The sequence below is a fragment of the Plastoroseomonas arctica genome (assembly GCF_018128965.1).
Classification (GTDB): Bacteria; Pseudomonadota; Alphaproteobacteria; order Acetobacterales; family Acetobacteraceae; genus Plastoroseomonas; species Plastoroseomonas arctica.
This window is the reverse complement of the sequence record NZ_JAAEDH010000002.1, coordinates 368,802-384,634: the sequence shown is the minus strand read 5'-3', so window position 1 is coordinate 384,634 and position 15,833 is coordinate 368,802. Positions and strand designations below refer to the sequence as shown.

The 15,833-nt window shown below is 70.2% G+C and carries 16 protein-coding genes; 6 read left to right on the top strand and 10 right to left on the bottom strand.

The genetic code is table 11. The annotated features are described in order from the left end of the window. Nucleotides 1–1,936: DNA translocase FtsK (locus GXW79_RS04110; protein WP_408901538.1), on the top strand; the 1,936-nt coding region annotated here is incomplete at its 5' end. A gap of 591 nt (nucleotides 1,937–2,527) precedes the next feature. Here the strand turns inward: GXW79_RS04110 and GXW79_RS04105 are convergent. The 9 genes from GXW79_RS04105 to GXW79_RS04065 all read right to left on the bottom strand — a co-directional run bounded on the left by GXW79_RS04105 (nucleotide 2,528) and on the right by GXW79_RS04065 (nucleotide 9,833). Further along, nucleotides 2,528–3,148 (bottom strand): ferric reductase-like transmembrane domain-containing protein, encoded by a 621-nt coding sequence (locus GXW79_RS04105; protein ID WP_211873053.1) that lies wholly within the window; start codon nucleotides 3,146–3,148, stop codon nucleotides 2,528–2,530. After that, nucleotides 3,145–3,648, bottom strand: a complete 504-nt coding sequence (locus GXW79_RS04100; protein WP_211873052.1) for a peptidase associated/transthyretin-like domain-containing protein — start codon at nucleotides 3,646–3,648, stop codon at nucleotides 3,145–3,147. The genes GXW79_RS04105 and GXW79_RS04100 overlap by 4 nt, the downstream gene beginning before the upstream one ends. A 155-nt stretch (nucleotides 3,649–3,803) precedes the next feature. Next, complete coding sequence (locus GXW79_RS04095; protein WP_211873051.1) at nucleotides 3,804–4,520, bottom strand: hypothetical protein; 717 nt, start codon at nucleotides 4,518–4,520, stop codon at nucleotides 3,804–3,806. A 145-nt stretch (nucleotides 4,521–4,665) separates the two neighbouring features. Then, nucleotides 4,666–5,343: a hypothetical protein gene (locus GXW79_RS04090; RefSeq protein WP_211873050.1), complete on the bottom strand. Its 678-nt coding sequence runs from the start codon at nucleotides 5,341–5,343 to the stop codon at nucleotides 4,666–4,668. 113 nt (nucleotides 5,344–5,456) lie between these two features. Then, nucleotides 5,457–6,059, bottom strand: coding sequence for an ABC-type transport auxiliary lipoprotein family protein (locus GXW79_RS04085; RefSeq protein WP_211873049.1), 603 nt, complete (start codon nucleotides 6,057–6,059; stop codon nucleotides 5,457–5,459). Beyond that, nucleotides 6,056–7,018: an MlaD family protein gene (locus GXW79_RS04080; RefSeq protein ID WP_211873048.1), complete on the bottom strand. Its 963-nt coding sequence runs from the start codon at nucleotides 7,016–7,018 to the stop codon at nucleotides 6,056–6,058. The genes GXW79_RS04085 and GXW79_RS04080 overlap by 4 nt, the downstream gene beginning before the upstream one ends. Next, nucleotides 7,018–7,815 carry an ABC transporter ATP-binding protein gene (locus GXW79_RS04075; protein WP_246503676.1) on the bottom strand — a complete coding sequence of 266 codons (798 nt, stop codon included), beginning with the start codon at nucleotides 7,813–7,815 and terminating at the stop codon, nucleotides 7,018–7,020. Before GXW79_RS04075 ends, GXW79_RS04080 begins: the two co-directional genes overlap by 1 nt. Nucleotides 7,816–7,924: 109 nt before the next feature. Next, on the bottom strand, nucleotides 7,925–9,001 hold the full coding sequence (locus tag GXW79_RS04070) for an MlaE family ABC transporter permease (protein ID WP_211873046.1): 1,077 nt from the start codon (nucleotides 8,999–9,001) through the stop codon (nucleotides 7,925–7,927). A gap of 100 nt (nucleotides 9,002–9,101) precedes the next feature. Next, nucleotides 9,102–9,833, bottom strand: a complete 732-nt coding sequence (locus tag GXW79_RS04065) for a TrmH family RNA methyltransferase (protein WP_211873045.1) — start codon at nucleotides 9,831–9,833, stop codon at nucleotides 9,102–9,104. Between the two features lie 15 nt (nucleotides 9,834–9,848). Here GXW79_RS04065 and GXW79_RS04060 point away from each other — a divergent pair, with 15 nt between their 5' ends. From GXW79_RS04060 to GXW79_RS04040, 5 genes are all read left to right on the top strand, one after another. Beyond that, a complete protein-coding gene (locus GXW79_RS04060; protein ID WP_211873044.1) occupies nucleotides 9,849–10,502 on the top strand; it encodes an RluA family pseudouridine synthase in 654 nt (217 codons plus the stop codon). Between the two features lie 173 nt (nucleotides 10,503–10,675). Next, on the top strand, nucleotides 10,676–12,079 hold the full coding sequence (miaB, locus tag GXW79_RS04055) for a tRNA (N6-isopentenyl adenosine(37)-C2)-methylthiotransferase MiaB (protein WP_211873043.1): 1,404 nt from the start codon (nucleotides 10,676–10,678) through the stop codon (nucleotides 12,077–12,079). After that, nucleotides 12,076–13,158 (top strand): PhoH family protein, encoded by a 1,083-nt coding sequence (locus GXW79_RS04050; RefSeq protein ID WP_408901537.1) that lies wholly within the window; start codon nucleotides 12,076–12,078, stop codon nucleotides 13,156–13,158. Before miaB ends, GXW79_RS04050 begins: the two co-directional genes overlap by 4 nt. 31 nt (nucleotides 13,159–13,189) lie before the next feature. Further along, complete coding sequence (gene ybeY, locus GXW79_RS04045; RefSeq protein ID WP_367614795.1) at nucleotides 13,190–13,666, top strand: rRNA maturation RNase YbeY; 477 nt, start codon at nucleotides 13,190–13,192, stop codon at nucleotides 13,664–13,666. 31 nt (nucleotides 13,667–13,697) lie between these two features. Beyond that, complete coding sequence (locus GXW79_RS04040; RefSeq protein ID WP_211873040.1) at nucleotides 13,698–14,597, top strand: hemolysin family protein; 900 nt, start codon at nucleotides 13,698–13,700, stop codon at nucleotides 14,595–14,597. 153 nt (nucleotides 14,598–14,750) lie between these two features. On the opposite strand, the gene GXW79_RS04035 is transcribed toward GXW79_RS04040, so the two are convergent. Further along, on the bottom strand, nucleotides 14,751–15,713 hold the full coding sequence (locus GXW79_RS04035; protein ID WP_211873039.1) for a Bug family tripartite tricarboxylate transporter substrate binding protein: 963 nt from the start codon (nucleotides 15,711–15,713) through the stop codon (nucleotides 14,751–14,753). Between the last annotated feature and the right edge of the window lie 120 nt (nucleotides 15,714–15,833).

The following is a 15,833-nucleotide window of genomic DNA, read 5'->3' as shown; positions in this document are numbered from 1 at the left end:
GGTCGCCGGCAATGCCGCCGCCAGCGCCGCTGTCGGTGCCGCCGGGCGCTGGCGCAGCGCCATGCCGGCGCGCGCCGAGCGCGACATGGAAGCCGAGGCCGCTCCGCCGCCCCGCCCGCCCCGTCCCGGCCTGTTTCGCCGCGGCATGAGCGCCCTCCTCGGCCGTCGCAGTGGCGAGAGCGAGGTAACGCTCGGCGAGATGCTGCGCAATGCCGATGCCGCCGCCCACGCCGTCCCCCCCTCCGCACAGGAGCCGCCGGCGCCACCGCCCATGCAGCGTAGCGCCGCACCGGACGTGACACAGCCGCCCGCCCGGCGCGAGAGCCTCGCCCCCGAGCCGCCGCCGACCGCACGCCCCCGCGTGACCGTGCCGGTGCCGCAGAAGAGCCGCGCGCCGCAGCCGGCCCTCGACCTCGGCGACCAGGGTTTTCGGCTGCCGCCGATCGATCTGCTGGTCGAGGCACCGCCGCGCCGCGCGACGGGTCCCTCGGAGGAAAGCCTCCAGGCCAATGCGCGGCTGCTGGAAAGCGTGCTCGACGATTACGGCGTGCGCGGCCGCATCGCGGAAATCCGCCCCGGCCCGGTGGTCACGCTCTATGAGCTGGAACCCGCGCCCGGCACCAAATCCGCCCGCGTCATTGGACTCGCCGACGACATCGCGCGCTCCATGTGCGTCGTCGCCGTGCGCATCGCCGTGGTCCCCGGGCGCAACGTCATCGGCATCGAGATGCCCAACGCCAAGCGCGAGATGGTCTACCTGTCGGAGATGTTCCTCGCCGAGGATTGGATGCGCGGGCCGGGCAAGCTGAACCTCGCGCTCGGCAAGGATATCGGCGGCGGGCCGGTGGTCGCCGACCTCGCGCGCATGCCGCATCTGCTGATCGCGGGCACCACTGGCTCGGGCAAGTCGGTCGCGGTGAACACCATGATCCTGAGCCTGCTCTACCGCCTGACGCCGGAAGAGTGCCGGTTCATCATGATCGACCCCAAGATGCTGGAGCTCAGCGTCTACGACCGCATCCCGCATCTGCTCGCGCCCGTCGTCACCGAGCCGGCCAAGGCGATCGGCGCGCTCAAATGGACGGTGCGCGAGATGGAACGCCGCTACCGGCTGATGAGCCAGCTCGGCGTGCGCAACATCGGAGGCTTCAACGAGAAGGTCGTCGCCGCGCGCGCCAAGGGCGACCAGCTCACCCGCCGCGTCCAGGTCGGCTTCGACCCCGAGACCGGCAAGCCCGTCTTCGAGGACCAGCCCCTGGCCCTGGAACCCCTGCCCATGATCGTCGTCATCATCGACGAGGTCGCCGACCTGATGATGGTCGCCGGCAAGGAGATCGAGGCCGCCGTCCAGCGCCTGGCTCAGATGGCGCGAGCCGCCGGCATCCACGTCGTCATGGCCACCCAACGCCCCTCCGTCGACGTCATCACCGGCACCATCAAGGCGAACTTCCCCACCCGCATCAGCTTCCAGGTCACGTCGAAAATCGACAGCCGCACCATCCTGGGCGAGCAAGGTGCGGAACAACTGCTCGGCCAGGGCGACATGCTGCACATGCAGGGCGGCGGCCGCGTCACCCGCGTCCATGGCCCCTTCGTCTCTGACAACGAAGTCGAACGCGTCGTCGCTTACCTGCGCGAACAGGGAGAGCCCACCTACGTCGACGAAGTCACCGAGGTCGACGAGGACGAAGCCGAAGGCTTGGAATCCGGCATTCTCGGCGGCAACACCGACGCCGAAGCCTCGCTCTACGACCGCGCCGTCATGATCGTCTCCCGCGAAGGCAAGGCCAGCACCTCCTTCCTCCAACGCCACCTGGCCATCGGCTACAACAAGGCCGCGAAACTCATCGAACAGATGGAAAAGCAAGGCGTGGTGAGCGCCGCCAACCACGTGGGCAAACGCGACGTGCTCGTCCGGCGTAGCGAGGAAGACTGACGAGGGAGGAAGCAAGCTTGGAGGCTCTGCCTCCAAACCTCCGCCGGGGATCGCGCCGATCCCCGGGCCCCTGCGTGTGTTGGCCCTGCGTTTGGAAGCAATTGGCGCGCGATTGCGGAATGGCTTCGCGCCTTGCTGACGGCATTTTGGATGAAACCGCTCGGACCGGGGGCAGAACGCCATGATTCTGCGACTCGCGCTGATCGCATTGGTCTTAGTGATATCAGCTTGTAGCCGCAGAGATGCAATTTTTATGCAGAATGATAACAGTGGTCAGCAAGCTCATTGCTTCAGCCCGACTTATTTTATTATGCCTGGATTGCTGCACGTAGAAGCAATGGACCGTTGCACAAGGGCGTGCTTGGAGCGGGGATTTCGAGTCGTGCCACTGCCATCTGGATCGTATTTAAATGTACGATACCCTAAAAATGGCGAAGACGTATCAATACCTGACGCCTGCTTAAGATATCAGAAGGATGTATAGTTGCTACGGTGAGCCGTCCCTCCCCAGCTAAGGAACCAGCAGATGGAGGTCCAGGATCGACACGATCCTGGCGGGGTCCAGGGGCAGAGCCCCTGGCCTTGCTTCGCCTACCGCGCCACTCTCCGCCCTGCCAGGCGGCGCAGGTCGGCCAGCAGCCGCAGGTCGGTGATGACTTTGGCGGCTGCGACCAGCACCAGCGCGCAGAGTGCTGCTTTCGATCCCAGGCCCATCGTTCCGTCGATGAGCAGGGCGTGGACGACGCTGCCGACCACGATCGTCGCGGCCAGGACGACGTGGCACAGCCGCCAGAGGATCAGCCGGATGCGGCTGCGGAATGCGGCGAGGAGGGCGGTGGCGAAGACGGCCCACATCGCGACGACGCCCCAGGCGGAGAAGTCGGTGGCGGAGTCGAACAGCAGAGCGTCGAGGACGTCGGGCGGGCTCGTGATCCACAATGCGCCGACGTGGACGAGGACGGCCGCGACGATCGCGCCGCCGACCCAGGCGTGCAGTCGCCGCCCGAGCCGCAGGCGCAGGCCCGGAAGGTAGGATCCGGAGAGCAGGGGCTGGAGGAGGAGCAGGGCGAGTGCGACCACGCCTGCGAAGCCCGCGGCGATATAGACGGCGTTGCGCCAGGCGAGCAGCGGGCTGCCCGCGGCGATCGCGATCGGGATGATCATCGCGGCGGCCAGGGCTGCCCAGACCAGCAGCGGCCGCAGGCGGGTCACGCCCGGCGCAGCACGAAATCCGCGCTCAGGCTGGTCTCGCGCGCGCTGCGCATCACCGGGCGCAGGAAGACGGTCTCGAAGCCGTTGCTATCGTGTGCCGCGTCGTAGGCGAGGTGGGCGTGGGCCTGGCCGAAGGCGGGGATGATCTGCGGCATCTCGATCCGGAACGCGCCGTTCGCGTCGGTGAGGATGGCGCCGTGGCTGCGTTCGTCGCGCTCATGGCCTTCGGTGGTGTGCGCCCAGACCTGGATGCGGGCGCGGGGGACCGGGGCGCCGTCGCCGGCGCGGCGGACGGTGCCGGTCAGCCAGAAGCCGCCGCCGCCGATGCGGGTCACGACCGGCGCGCCGGGGAGATAGTTGTTGTCGCCGCCGCGCATGGTGGGCGTGGGGGCGAGCGACTGCGCCCGCAGCGGTGCGAGCAGGCCGGATGCGCCCATCGCCAGGGCGGCGCCGGCGCCGGCGATGAGGAGGGTGCGGCGGGTCTGAGGCGCTTGGGTCATGGTGATCTCTCCTGTCAGGCGCGGTCGCGGGTGAGTGCGCGACGGTGCCGCGCCCGTCGCCGAGATGTGGGGCGAGGAGGCCGCCGGTAAACCTCCGCGCGGCGCTTTTCGCCGGTCACGCAAATGCCAGTCGCGCTCTGCCGCGCGCGCGGCGCCTAGGGCGCGAACTTCATCTGCGGCGGCAGAACCCGCAGCGCGTAGCCGGATTTGAAGTTGAAGTTCAGCACCTTCATGTAGCTGCGCATCAGCGTGTCGAAGGACCATTTCAGCTCCTCCGGGTCGGCGAAGTGCAACTGCCCGACATTGGGGTCGAAGAACTCGCAGGGGCTGTCGGTCGCCTTGGAGGTGACGTTGAGACCCAGCGCGTGGCTGCCCTGATCGCAGGCGATGCCGATGTAGTAGAAGCCGCCGCCGAGTACCGCGACCTCGTGGATGAAGGTGCGGCCGTCGCCGCCGGACCAGCGCACGGGCTCGAGCGAGGCGTCGATGCTCATCTTCACGTCGCCGAGCACCGCGTTGAGCGCGCCCTTGAGCTGCATCACGTCGAGGCCTTCGATGCCGCCCAGTCCACCGAAGATGCCCCGGCCGACCACGGCGACGGCCGAGCTGTCGCTCAGCGCCTTCGCGTGGCCGCCGAGGTATTTGGCGTAGGTGGCCGCGGCGGCCTTGGAGAGTGCCACCGCTTCGGGGCTGGTCTGCTTCGCCGGCCAGTTCCTGCCGCCGGGGCGCAGCGCGAGCCAGTGCACGGTGAGCCCGGCGCAGTAGCCGCCCGGGTAGGTCGCGGCCTCGGCCGTGCTGGACTGGTCGAATTCGGCGATGGCGCGGTTGGTGCGCCGGAAACTCGGCAGGTAGTCGTCCTGAAGCTTGCTCATCGGTCCCTCCGTGACGCGCTTGACGATGTGCGATCGGAAAAAATCCGGCCGCGCCGCGGTCGGATGTCCTGATGGGCAGTGCGGGACCCCGGGAGGTCCCGTGGCAGGTGTCGCCGGAGGCGATGCCCCGGCGAGTATGTTCAGGCTATTGCGGGAAGGCCAGGTTGGTGATGTCGCACAGGTTCAGGTTGCGCCGTTCCATCGCCTGGTTGTTGTCCAGCACGATGCGCACATCGTAGATGCAGGGGCCTTCGGGCAGCCGGATGGGGTAGTTGCGCCCGATGGCGACGGTGTCGGCGCCGAGCCGGTCCTCGCCCCAGTTGGTCTCGGTCGAGAGCGACGCATAGGCCTCGCGGATGATGCGGCCGGTGTTGTTCACGAGGTTGAAGGAGGGGTTGCCCTGGGCGCTGCCGCCGGGCGCAGCGACGGCCGGGCCGGGCGGGCGCGCGGCGCCGGGGCCGGCGGGCGCGGCCTGGGTCGACTGGCCGCGGAATTCCACGTCGGTCAGGCTGCAGGTGTTGAGGTTGCGGCGCTCCTCGGCGCGGCGGTCCTGGTAGACCACGCGGATGTCGTTCACGCATTGCCCGGCGGGCAGGCGGATGGCGTAGCTCTGCCCGTTGGGCACCACGTCGCGGCCGAGGCGATCGACGCCCCAGTTGGTGTCGGTGGAGGGCGAGACATAGGCCTCGAGGATGGTCTGGCCGCTGCGGTTGACCAGGTTGAAGGAGGGGTCGGTCGATTGTGCCTGGCCGGTGCCGGCGAAGGGCGGGCCGGCGAGGCCCATGGCAAGTGCGGCGAGGAACAGGACGCGGCGCAGGGTCATGTCGGGATCTCTCCTCCGGAAGGGCGGCGCGGAGCCTAGCGTGGGCGCAACGAAGACGCCACCGGCGGTGTCGCGATACACTGGATCATCATGGCGCGAGGGACGGCGCCTCGTCAGGCGAAGGGGGCGAGGCGCGCCTCGAGCTGGCCCAGCGCATTGGCCAGTGCGGCGGTCATCGCGGCCGCCCCGGCTTCGGGCGTCGCGGCGGCGAGCGGGGCCTCGGCCTCGATCGCGAACTGGGTCAGCAGGCGGGTGCCCGCGCCGCCATCGGAGAGCAGCACGCCGGCGATGCCGGCCCGGGCGCGGCCGAGGCTGGGTTCGGCGCGCAGCTGGTTCAGCTCGGCCTCCAGGATCAGGTCGGCGGTGGCGCGCGTGCCGGGGGTGAGGATGGCCGAGAACAGCCGCGCCTCGGTGAGCCAGCGGCGCAGCGCCTCCTCGGCCAGGTCCGAGGGCGGCGCGGTCCATTCATTGTAGTAGTCGCTGGTCTCGTTGCCCTCGGCGGTCAGGCTGCGCAACCCGCGGGCGTCGAGCCCCGGCGCCCAGCGCATCAGGCGCACGAGCAGGCTGCGCCGCGCGGCACCGCGCCTGCCGCCAGGTGGCCGCGCGGGGGCGAGCGGGTAGCGTCGCTGGTCGACGGCGGGGCGGTCGGGCAGCACCGAGCAGGCGGCGAGCAGGGCTCCGGCCAGGGGCAGGAGAGCAAGGCTGCGGCGGATCATCGGCGCTCCGGCGGCCCGCCGAAGATCGCCTGGGCCGGGGAACGGCGCAGCGATTCGGTGGTTTCCCGCAGATTGGCGGTGGTGGCGCGGAGGTCGCGCAGGATCGGCGAGAGGTCGGCCTGGGTGTCGCCGCTGACGTTGCGCGCGGTGCGCGCGGTCGCCTCCAGCGTCTGGATCAGCGCGGGCAGGCGCTGCAGCGAGGCGCGCAGGTCGGCGGCGGCCTGGCTCGCGCTGGTCAGCGTGGCGCGCAGCTCGGGCGATTGCGCGATGCCCTGCAGCGCGCTCGCGGTCTCGCGCAGGGTGCGCAGAGTGGCGGAGCCCTCGCGCACCAGCTGGGCGACGTCGCCTTCACCGAGCTGGGTGCGCAGGTCGGTCACCAGCAGGGTCGCGCCATTGATCAGGCCCTCGATATCCAGCCGTCCGAGGCGTTCGACCAGCGCCTCCGCCGCGCTGGTCACCGCGACGATGGTCGACGGCGTGGAGGGGATGAAGCTGTAGCGCGGCGTCCAGGGCAGTTCGGGGACCGGCTGGCCGCGCGCGGAATCGATGAAGTCGAGCTCGAGGTAGCTCAGGCCGGTCAGCCCCTGCGAGGCGATGCGGGTGCGCAGGCCCATATCCATCGCCACCGCGTATTCCGGCACCGGGCCGACCTTTGTCATGTCCACCGCGTAGCGGACGACGACGAGCTGGTAGGCGCCGGTATAGGCGGTGGCCTGGCCCTGGCCGTATTCGGCGGCGGCGAGGCCGATCTCGGTGATGCGCCCGATCGCGACGCCGCGGTAGCGCACGCCCGAGCCGACCTCGAGGCCCTGGACGGATTCGCGTAGGTAGGTCTCGAAGATCACACCCTGGTCGCGGAAGCGCCCGGCGGTGAGGAACAGCACGAAGCCCACCGTGAGCGCGCCGCCGGCCACGATCAGGGTGCCGACGCGGAGATAGAGCCGGGAGGGACGCGCCATCAGGCGCCGACCTTGGTGTCGGCCGGCCTGGCCTCCGGCGCGTCGGAGGGTGCCTCGCGGTTGAAGAAGGCGCGCACGGTGGGGTTCTCCGAATGGTCGCGCAGTTCCTTGGGGTCGCCCTCGGCGATCATCCCGCGCGCGGCTTTGTCGAGCATGATGCAGCGGTCGCCGATCGCGAGGATCGACTGCAGCTCATGCGTGACGACGACGAAGGTCGTCCCCGTGCCACGCGCGATGTCGGTGATCAGCTTGTCGAGCCCGGCCGAGGTCACCGGGTCCAGGCCCGCGGAGGGTTCGTCGAGGAACAGGATCGGCGGGTCGAGCGCCATGGCGCGCGCGATCCCCGCCCGCTTGGCCATGCCGCCCGAAATCTCCGAAGGCAGCTTGCCCTGAGCGTCGCCGAGGCCCACCAGCCCGAGCTTGGCACGCGCCACCGCCTGGCGGGCCGGCCGCGACAGGCGCGTGTGTTCCTCGAGGGGCAATTCGACATTCTCCGCCAGCGTCATGGACCCGAACAGCGCACCGGACTGCCACATGACCCCAAGCCGGCGCAACAACGCGCGCCGATCTTCCCCGGTTGCATTCACGAGTTGTTCGCCCAGCAGCGTGATGGTGCCCTGGCTGGGCTCGATCAGCCCGATCATCGCCTTGAGCAGCGAGGACTTGCCGCAGCCCGACCCGCCGAGGATGACGAAGACCTCGCCGCGCCGCACCTCGAAGGAGACGTGGCGGAACAGCGGCGGCCCGCCGAAGCCGACGGTGAGGTCGTCGACCGTGATCACGGTCTCGGCGGTCATGAGGAATGACCGCTGCGTTGTTCGGCGAACTGGAGCGCGGGTCGGCTTCGCGGCGTGCGAGGGCGCGCCGGAGGCTGGACGTCCGCCCATCCGGGCTCGCGGCGCGCCGTCACAGGCCGAGCCGGTAGAACAGGATGGCGAAGACGCCGTCGAGGATGATGATGGCGACGATGCCGCCCACCACGGCGCCGGTGGCGGCGTCACCCACCGCGCGCGGCCCGCGTGCTGCGGAGAGGCCGGCCCGGCAGCCGATCAGGCCGATGGCCGCGCCGAAAACGGCGGCCTTGAACAGCCCGCCGAGCAGGTCCTTCAGCGACAGCCACTGCTTGAGCTGGGAGGTGACGGCGACGAAGGGAAAGCCGAGCGCGGCCATCACCCCGGTCATCCCGATCAGCCCGGTGAGGTCCATCACCAGCGCGAGGACCGGCATCGCCAGGCACGCGGCCATGATGCGCGGCAGCACCAGCATCGCGATGGCGTCCACGCCCATGATGCGCAGCGCGTCCACCTCCTCGTTCACCACCATGGTGCCGAGTTCGGCGGCGTAGGCGGAGCCGGTCCGGCCGGACATGATGATGGCCGCCATCAGCGGGCCGAGTTCGCGCAGCAGCGAGATGCCGACCAGGTTGGGCACGAAGATCTCCGCCCCGAACCGCTTGAGCGGGATGGAGGATTGGAAGGCCAGGATCACGCCGATCAGCGTGCCGAGCAGGATGGTGAGCGGGAAGGCGCGCAGCCCGGCCTCGTCGAGGTGGCGCATGAGTTCGGCGGGCCGGATGCCGCCGCGCTGGAAGGGGGCGCGCAGCGTGGTCATGGTGACCTCGCCGATATAGGCCAGCGTTCCGGCGAAGGTCCGCGCCTTGCGGATGGCGCCGGCGCCGAGCGCCTGGATGGCGGGGAGTTCCTTCTCCGGCTTCACGGGCGGTGCCGATTCCAAGGCGCGGCGGTTGCGTTCCAGCACCTCGGCGATGTTGGGGGGCGCGCCGTCGAGCGGCTTGTCGAGCCCGAGCAGCATCACCGCCCCGATCGAGTCGAGTTCGGTGACCTTGTCGAGGGTGATGGTCTTGGCCTTGGCGGCGCCGGTGGTGGCCTCGCTCCAGAGCCGTTCGGCGGCGCGGGCATCGATGGCGCCCGTGAAGCGCAGCGTCTCTCCATCCAGGCTCAGTGCAGCTGTCGAGTTGTCCATCGTACCCTTGAATGACCCGGCGCTGCCTGCCTTGCCAGCACCAAAAAGGCAAAAATAAAAGAAGAGGGTGCGGGAGAATTCCTTCTCCCGGCTCTTATACTCATTTGGCCAGCGCGTGGATGAGTATGGCCGCCGCCGTCGACACGTTCAGGCTCTCGACCGCCCCAGACCCTTTTAAGGAGACGCGCCCGGTGCAGGCGGCGAGCGTGGCCTCCGGTATGCCATGTTCCTCGTTGCCCAACACCAGCGCAACCGGCCGGTTGCCTCCGGACTCGCCGGGTGCCGTCCCGCCGCTGGGCACCGCCGCCAGGATCGGCATGTGGGCGGCGAGCGCGCGGAGCAGCCCGGGCAGGTCCGGCACCTTGAACACCTCGAGCGATTCGAGCGCGCCTTCGGAGGTGCGCCAGGCGGAATCGGCGATGGTGGCCTGGCGCGGATCGGCCGAGAGCAGCATGGCCCGGCACCCCAGGAAGGCCGCGGTGCGGGCGATGGCGCCCAGGTTGTGCGGGTTGCCGATGCCGTCGAGGATGGGCAGCACCGGCGCCTCGAACAGGATCTTGGGGAAGGGCAGGTTGTTCAGCAGCGGGAGCGGCCGCGGGTGGACGACGGCGACGAGGCCGCCATGGTGGGGCGTGCCGGCGATGCGCTCCAGCTCCTCAGGCGGCACCTCGCGGTAGGGCTTCTTCGCACGGGCGAGGATGGCGCAGAGCCGCCCGGCTTCGGGGCGGCGCTGGGGCGTGTAGAACAGCCGCAGGACGGCGGCCGGGCGCGCGCGGAAGGTGGCGGCGACGGCGGCGGTGCCGCAGATGCGGTCGGGGTCGTGGGGCTTCATGGGGCAGGAGGAGGCATGGCCGGGGGTGGCGCGCAAGTGCTCTACCAGGATGACGCGGTGATCGTGCTCGACAAGCCGGCCGGGGTGGCGGTCAGCCGGGGCCGCGCGGGCCTGCCATCGGTCGAGGATTGGCTGGAGGGCTTGCGGCAGGGCAAGCGGCATCTGCCGCAGCCGGCGCATCGGCTGGATGCGGAGACGGCGGGGTGCCTGGCGCTGGGGCGGACGAGGCCGGCGATGGCCGCACTCGGCGCGCTGTTCGCGGATCGGGCCGTGGAGAAGACCTACTGGGCGGTGGTGGTGGGCGGCCCCGCCGAGGATGCCGGGGTGGTCGAGGCGCCGCTGCTGAAGGTGAGCAGCAAGGCGGCGGGGTGGCGGATGGTGGTGGACCCCAAGGGCCAGCCGGCGCTGACGCGGTGGCGGGTGCTGGGCCGCGGGGACGGCCTGGCCTGGCTGGAGCTGGCGCCGGAGACCGGGCGGACGCACCAGCTGCGGGTGCATTGCGCGGCACGCGGCTGGCCGATCCTGGGGGATGCGATGTACGGGGCGGCGGCCGAGGGCGGGCTGCACCTGCTGGCGCGGCGGCTGGCCTTCACGCTGGGGGTTCGGGTGGCGGTGGAGGCCTCCGTGCCGGTCGCGATGCAGGCGGCGCTGCGCCGTTGCGGGTGGTGAGCAAAGCGTCATCGCACCGTGCTTGACGTTCACGTCCCGTAAAGCACAGGATTCGCACATGAAGATTCGCGCCCTCGCTTGACAGCGTTCTTGACCCTGGCCCGGGGTCTGCGCATCTGCCCCGCTTCCGCCCACGCCCCCTCCGGCGCGGGCCGAGCGGAGCCTGCCCCCGAATGACAGCCAAAACCCCCAAGCGCCTGCTGATCCGCACCTGGGGCTGCCAGATGAACGTGTACGACAGCAACCGCATGGCGGATGTGCTGGCCCCGCTCGGCTACGCGCCGACGGAGGTGGCCGACGAGGCCGACATGGTCATCCTCAACACCTGCCACATCCGCGAGAAGGCCGCCGACAAGGTATTCTCGGACCTGGGGCGGCTGCGCGGGGTCAAGGAAGCGCGCGCCGAACGGGGCGACAGGATGATCATCGCGGTCGCGGGGTGCGTGGCGCAGGCGGAGGGCGCGGAGATCAGCCGCCGCGCGCCCTATGTCGATATCGTGCTCGGCCCGCAGACCTATCACCGCCTGCCGGAGATGGTGGCGCGCGCGAGCCGGGCGGCGGGCGCGCAGATCGAGACCGACTTCCCGGCCGAGGCGAAGTTCGACCATCTGCCGCATGCGGCGGGGACGTCCGAGCCGGTGGGCTTCCTCACCGTGCAGGAAGGCTGCGACAAATTCTGCTCCTTCTGCGTGGTGCCCTACACGCGCGGTGCGGAGTTTTCGCGACCGCTGGACCAGGTGGTGGCGGAGGCGCGCAGCATGGTGGTGCGCGGGGCGCGGGAGATCGTGCTGCTCGGGCAGAACGTGAACGCCTACCACGGCGCTCCGGGCGGCCTCGCGGCGTTGCTGCATGCGGTGGCCGCGATCCCCGGCGTGGCGCGGCTGCGCTACACCACCAGCCACCCGCGCGACATGGATGATGCTTTGATCGCCGCGCACCGCGAGCTGCCGACGCTGCTGCCGCTGCTGCATTTGCCGGTGCAGTCGGGGTCCGACCGCATGCTGGCCGCGATGAACCGCGGCCACACCGCCGCTGACTTCCGCCGCGTCGTGGACCGGCTGCGCACGGCGCGGCCGGAGATCGCCTTCTCCTCGGATTTCATCGCCGGCCATCCAGGCGAGAGCGATGCGGATCATGCGGCGACGCTGCGGCTGATCCGCGACGTCGGCTTCTCGCAATCCTTCAGCTTCATGTATTCGCCGCGCCCGGGCACGCCCGCCGCCGGCGCCGGCTCGCAGGTGCCCGAGGACGTCAAGCAGGCCCGCCTGGCCGAGATCCAGGACCTGCTGCGCATCCAGGCCGAGGCGTTCAACATCTCCCGCGAAGGGATGGTGATGGATGTGCTGGTCACCGGCCCCGCCAAGCGCCCCGGGCAGATGGCCGGGCGCTCGCCCTGGCTGCAGCCGGTGCATTTCGATGCCCCGGACACCCTTGCCGGGCAGGTCGCGCGCGTGCGTGTGACCGCCGGGCGCAAGAACTCCCTCGCCGCCGCGTTGTTGAGCGAGGAGAGCGCCGCCACATGGCATGGCGGCGAGGTTGGTGCCTTCACCCCTGCCCAGGAGAACCAGGCCGCTTGACCCAGACCCACGCGATTGCCCTCCGCCACGGCGAAGCCCGCGGCATCCGTCCCGTCCCCCCCTCCGAGCAGCGATCGGTCACGCTGCAATTCGACGACAACGCGCTCCTCGCCGTGCTGATCGGCGAACACGACCGCAACATCGCCCGCGTGCAGCAGGTGCTCGGCGTCAAGCTGACGGCACGCGGCAACCGCATCGCGATCGCGGGCAATTCGGAACGGACGGAGATGGCGGAAGCGGCGCTGATGGCGCTGTGGAAGCGGCTGGAGCGTGGGCAGCATGTGGGCACCGCCGAAGTCGAGGCCGCACTCCGCCTCGCCGAGGGCGGCGCCGAGCAGGGCGAGCCGCGGCTGCCGCTGCGCGACCTCCCCGCGATCCGCACGCGCAAGGGCGCCATCGCGCCCCGGTCGGCCGCGCAATCCGCCTATATCGAGATGCTCGAACGCCACGAGATGTGCTTCGGCGTCGGCCCCGCCGGCACCGGCAAGACCTACCTCGCGGTGGCACAGGGCGTGGCGCTGCTGCAGGCCGGGCGCGTCGATCGCATCATCCTCTCCCGCCCTGCGGTGGAGGCCGGCGAGCGGCTGGGCTTCCTGCCCGGCGACATGAAGGAGAAGGTCGATCCCTATCTCCGCCCGCTCTACGACGCGCTGCACGACATGCTGCCGGTCGACCAGGTCGCCAAGCGCATCGCCTCGGGCGAGATCGAGATCGCGCCGCTCGCCTTCATGCGCGGCCGCACGCTCGCCCACTCCTACTGCATCCTCGACGAAGCGCAGAACACCACCGGGGCCCAGATAAAGATGTTCCTCACCCGCATGGGCGAGGGCAGCAGGATGGTCATCACCGGCGACCCGACGCAGGTGGACCTGCCGAGCCACACCCCCTCCGGCCTGGTCGAGGCGCTGCGCATCCTCGATGGCGTTCCGGGCATCGGCGTCGCGCGCTTTTCGGAAAAGGATGTGGTAAGGCACCCCCTGGTTGCCCGGATTGTCGCCGCCTATGATCGTTCCGACGATTCCTCGGGGCGCGACAAGAAGCGCCGGGGAAAGAAGGAGAGTGATGGAACCGGAAAGTAGCCGACCTGGCCGAGGACGCAGTACGCGTCCGGTGGCCGGGGTCCGGCAGGCGGCCTCGCCCAGCGAGGTCGCGGTGATGATCGAAGCCCCCGGATGGCACGCGGCCGTGCCCCGGGTGGAACGCGTCGCGCGCCGCGCCGCCCAGGCAGCGCTGGCCGAGGCCGGGCGTACCGGCGCGATGACCGTGCTGCTGTCCGATGACCGTGCGCTCAAGCGCCTCAATGGCGGCTTCCGCGGCAAGGTGAAGCCCACCAACGTGCTGTCCTTTCCGGCCGAGCACCCCGCCACGCTGGGCGGCATGGCACTCGCCCTCGGCGTGGTGCGGCGCGAGGCGCGGATCGCCGGCAGGCGCGCGCACCTGCACCTGGCGCACCTGGTCGCCCATGGCGCGCTGCACCTGGTAGGGCACGACCACATCGACGCCGGCGATGCGCGCCGCATGGAGCGCGCAGAAGCGCGCGTGATGCGCCGCCTCGGCCTGCCCAACCCGTGGCGAGGTGTATTGTGAAGCCCCCACCCGCACAGCGGAGGGGCGGATCATGAGCTCGTCCGACGAGAATGCCCGCAACGGCCTGTTCTGGCGGCTGCAGGGGCTGATGCGGAAGCGAGAGGCGGAAAGCGTGCGCGACCGCGTCGAGGAACTCATCGAAAGCCGCGAACACGCCCATCGCGACGGCGAGGACCAGCCCCCCGACACCGGCCTCGACCCGCACGAGCGCGCGCTGCTGCGCAACGTCCTCACGCTCCGCGGCAAGAACGCCTACGACGTGATGGTGCCGCGCGCCGACATCATGGCGATGCCCATCGACCTCACGCTCGACCAGGCCATCACCTTCATCCAGCATGACGGGCACAGCCGCTACCCGGTCTATCGCGACAACCTCGACGACATCCTGGGCATGGTGCACATCAAGGACGTCTTCGCCGCGGTCGGGCGCGACGGGCCGTTCAGCCTGCAGGCCATGCTGCGCCGGCCGCTTCTCGTCGTCCCGACCGTCCCCGTGCTCGACCTGCTGCTGCAGATGCGCCAGGCCCGCGTCCACCTCGCCCTCGTCGTCGACGAATACGGCGGCATCGACGGCCTGGTCACCATCGAGGACCTGGTCGAAACCATCACCGGCGACATCGCCGACGAACACGACGAGATCGCCGCGCCCCAGATCATCGAACGCCCCGACGGCACGATTGAGATGGACGCGCGCACACCGGTCGAGGATTTCGAGGAGAAGTTCGGCCCGGTGCTGACCGATGAGGAACGCGGCGCGGATATCGACACCGTGGCGGGGCTGGTGACCACGCTGGCGGGGCGCGTGCCGGCGAAGGGGGAGCTGGTCTCCCACCCCTCGGGGCTGGAGTTCCGCGTGCTGGAGGCGGATGTAAGGCGGGTGCGACGGGTGCGGGTGAAGCGACCGGGGATGCAGGCGCAGGCGGCGGAGTAGAAAGGCTGGGGAAAGGAATTTCCCCAGACCCCATTCTTTTATTCTTATCTATTGGTGCGTGATGTGGTGGCAGCGCCGAGCTTCGGCGACCGGCGCGGCGTGAACGCAGGCATTATTGCCTGCGGCGCTTACTGCGCCGCGAGGCCGGCCCTGCTACTCCAGCGTCAGCCGCGACTCCCGCACCACCCGCCCCAGCACCGCCGCCTCCCGCGCCACCCGCGCGGCGCGCTGCGCGGCACTCATCGGCGCCAACACCTCCACCCCGTTCTGCGCCAGGATCGCCTGGGCGCCAGGGTCGCGCAGCCCGGCGGTGCATTCGATGGCGATGCGCTCGACGATCGCGTCGGGCGTGCCGGCCGGCGCCCAGACCGCATAGGTCACGCCCATCTCGAAATCCGGCAGCCCCGCCGCCTCCGCCACCGTGGGCACGTCGGGCAGGATGGAGGAGCGCTCCGCCCCCGTGACCGCGAGCGGCACCACCAGCCCGCCGCGCAGCGCCGAAGCCGCCGTGTTGATGCCCGAGAAATTCATCGGAATCGCCCCCGAGATCGTATCCGCCAACGCCGGCCCACCGCCCCGATACGGCACGTGCACGATGTCGAGGCCCAGCCGCTGCTTGAACAACTCCCCGGCCAGGTGCCCCGCGCTGGCATTGCCGAAGGAGGCGTAGTTGAACCGGCCTGGCTGGGCGCGGATACGCGCGATCAGCTCCGGCAGCGTGCGGATGCCAAGCCCCGGATTGACGATGATCGCGAGCGCCGAATACCCCAGGATGGAAGCCGCGATGAAGTCGCGCTCCGTGTCATAGGGCAGCCGTGGATACACCACGGGATTGACCACGTGCGAGGTCACCGAATGGAACATCAGCGTGTAGCCGTCAGGGCGGGATTTCGCGACGACCTCGGCGCCGATGACGCCGTTGGAGCCGCCGCGATTCTCGACCACCACGGGGCGGCTGAGAGCGTGGGCGAGACGCTCGGAGACGATGCGGCCGACGATGTCGTTGCCGCCTCCGGGGGGCCAGGGAATGATCATGCGCACGGGGCGGTCGGGCCAGGTGTCCGCATGCGCTGCGGTGGCCAGGAACGGGGTGGCGAGGAGTGCCCTGCGGTGCATCTTTTCCTCCGAGGAAGACTGGGGGAAAAGAATTTCCCCCAGACCCCCATTCTTTTATTTTTATCTATTGGTGCTGGCTGGGGGGCAGCGCTCGTTCGGTTTATTCGCGCTGGCTGTGCA

Bases quoted from the DNA above. Each gene is read 5' to 3' on its own strand.
- GXW79_RS04100 (WP_211873052.1), bottom strand. From the start codon at position 3,648: ATGACCCAAGCGCCTCAGACCCGCCGCACCCTCCTCATCGCCGGCGCC.
- GXW79_RS04095 (WP_211873051.1), bottom strand. From the start codon at position 4,520: ATGAGCAAGCTTCAGGACGACTACCTGCCGAGTTTCCGGCGCACCAAC.
- GXW79_RS04090 (WP_211873050.1), bottom strand. From the start codon at position 5,343: ATGACCCTGCGCCGCGTCCTGTTCCTCGCCGCACTTGCCATGGGCCTC.
- GXW79_RS04085 (WP_211873049.1), bottom strand. From the start codon at position 6,059: ATGATCCGCCGCAGCCTTGCTCTCCTGCCCCTGGCCGGAGCCCTGCTC.
- GXW79_RS04080 (WP_211873048.1), bottom strand. From the start codon at position 7,018: ATGGCGCGTCCCTCCCGGCTCTATCTCCGCGTCGGCACCCTGATCGTG.
- GXW79_RS04075 (WP_246503676.1), bottom strand. From the start codon at position 7,815: ATGACCGCCGAGACCGTGATCACGGTCGACGACCTCACCGTCGGCTTC.
- GXW79_RS04070 (WP_211873046.1), bottom strand. From the start codon at position 9,001: ATGGACAACTCGACAGCTGCACTGAGCCTGGATGGAGAGACGCTGCGC.
- GXW79_RS04065 (WP_211873045.1), bottom strand. From the start codon at position 9,833: ATGAAGCCCCACGACCCCGACCGCATCTGCGGCACCGCCGCCGTCGCC.
- GXW79_RS04060 (WP_211873044.1), top strand. From the start codon at position 9,849: ATGGCCGGGGGTGGCGCGCAAGTGCTCTACCAGGATGACGCGGTGATC.
- miaB (WP_211873043.1), top strand. From the start codon at position 10,676: ATGACAGCCAAAACCCCCAAGCGCCTGCTGATCCGCACCTGGGGCTGC.
- GXW79_RS04040 (WP_211873040.1), top strand. From the start codon at position 13,698: ATGAGCTCGTCCGACGAGAATGCCCGCAACGGCCTGTTCTGGCGGCTG.
- GXW79_RS04035 (WP_211873039.1), bottom strand. From the start codon at position 15,713: ATGCACCGCAGGGCACTCCTCGCCACCCCGTTCCTGGCCACCGCAGCG.